Source organism: Bradyrhizobium sp. WYCCWR 12699 (assembly GCF_032144035.1).
GTDB lineage: Bacteria > Pseudomonadota > Alphaproteobacteria > Rhizobiales > Xanthobacteraceae > Bradyrhizobium.
The window spans coordinates 1-1627 of the sequence record NZ_JAVTJN010000029.1 but is presented as its reverse complement, the minus strand read 5'-3'; the positions used below and the strand labels follow the sequence as shown (position 1 = coordinate 1627).

Sequence of the window (1627 nt, the reverse complement as noted above, 5' to 3'; positions counted from 1 at the left end):
TGCGCCCACAGCACCTTGATGGCAGGCAGACGGAGCTCATTGAGCAACAGATTGAGGCGCGCGGCATCAACCGTGTTCGTTACGCTCATGCGGCACCTCCGGTCTCGGCGGTACCGATGAGGCATTTGTAGGTCGCAAGCGGCACGAGCTGCACCACGACGTTCGGCAGGTTGGCGGGATCGGGGGCGAAGTGAGCACCTAGCCGGTTGAGGTCGGGCAGTCGGCCGGCCTCGAGGTCGGCGGTGAGCTGACCGGCGAGTTCGGTCTCGCAGCCGCGTTCATGAGCGAGCGCGAGGAGATCGACCATGATCCGGCAGGCTTTTTTGTCCGGCAAGCGTTCGCGCAACCGATCGAAGGTCTTCCGATAGGCATCGCGCGGGAACAGCCGATCTCGGTAGACCAGATTGAGAAGCGCCATCGGCTTGCGCCGCAGGGAATGGATCACGTGCCGATAATCGACGACCTGGTCGTACTTGCCATTGGGATGCGGCCGCCCACGCGGCAGGGTGACGAGATGGGTGCCGCCGACGAACACGTCGAGACGATCATCGTAAAGGCGCACCCGCAGCCGGTGACCGATCAGGCGCGATGGCACCGTGTAGAACACCTTGCGCAGGGTGAAGCCGCCGGACGATGTCACGCGGACGATCACCTCTTCGTAGTCGGAGGTGCGGCGATCGGGCAGCTCCTGCAACACCATGCGCTCGCTATCGATCCGCTTGGCGTTGCGGGCATTGCGGCGGCTGACGATCTCGTCGATGAAGCCGCGATAGGTGGCAAGATCGTCGAAGTCGACAGTTCCGCGCAGCAGCAAGGCGTCCGCGATTGCTCGCTTGAGATGACCGTGGGGCCCTTCGATCGAGCCATTCTCGTGGGCGACGCCTCGATTGTTGCGGGAAGGCCTCATGCCGTAGTGGGCACAAAGGGCCTCGTATCGCTGCGTCAGATCGTCCCGTGCATCACGATCGAGATTGCAGAATGCGGCCGACAGACTGTCGGTCCGATGCTCCCGCGGCGCCCCACCGAGCGACCAGAGGGCATTCTGCAGGCCTTCGGCCAAGGCAACGAAGCTCTCACCGCCAAGCACGACGTGGGCGTGCTCGAACCCGCAATAGGCCAAACGGAAGTGACAGAGACGATGATCGAGCGGGACCCCCGCGATCGTCACACCCAACTCGCCCATGTCTGTGAAGTCGGAGAGCCCTAGTTGGCCAGGCTCGTGGGTTTGGCGGAAGATCACCTGCTGCTCCTCGCCGTGGATCGCCCGCCAGGCACGGATACGGCGTTCCAGGGTACGACGGATACCGCTGCCGAGATCCGGATGACGTCGGAGCATCTCCTTGAACACCGCCACCGGGCGTAAGCCAGGGGCCGCCTTCAGGATCGGGACGATCTCGGTCTCGAACACCTCGCTCAACGGGTCCGGTCGTCGCCGGCCGCGGGGCGCCTTCCTTTGCGATGGAAGTCGGGGGTCTCTCTCGATCCGATAGGCGGTCGACGTACTGAATGACGCCTTGGCCGCCGCCACTGGCGGGCTATCGGTCTGACGGTACTTCATGTAGAGCCTTCTGTGGTTGCCGCCCGCAATGCAAGAAGTTTCTGACCCTTTGGCGTGTGATCGAGTGCG

1 protein-coding gene is annotated in these 1627 nt (G+C 63.7%); it reads right to left on the bottom strand.

Annotated features, from left to right (window positions below):
* Positions 1 to 85: 85 nt before the first annotated feature.
* Positions 86 to 1558 carry an IS21 family transposase gene (gene istA, locus RPS27_RS10540; RefSeq protein WP_128955187.1) on the bottom strand — a complete coding sequence of 491 codons (1473 nt, stop codon included), beginning with the start codon at positions 1556 to 1558 and terminating at the stop codon, positions 86 to 88.
* Between the last annotated feature and the right edge of the window lie 69 nt (positions 1559 to 1627).

What these genes read in the sequence shown, in the direction of transcription:
- istA (WP_128955187.1), bottom strand. Translation starts at nt 1,558, where the DNA reads ATGAAGTACCGTCAGACCGATAGCCCGCCAGTGGCGGCGGCCAAGGCG.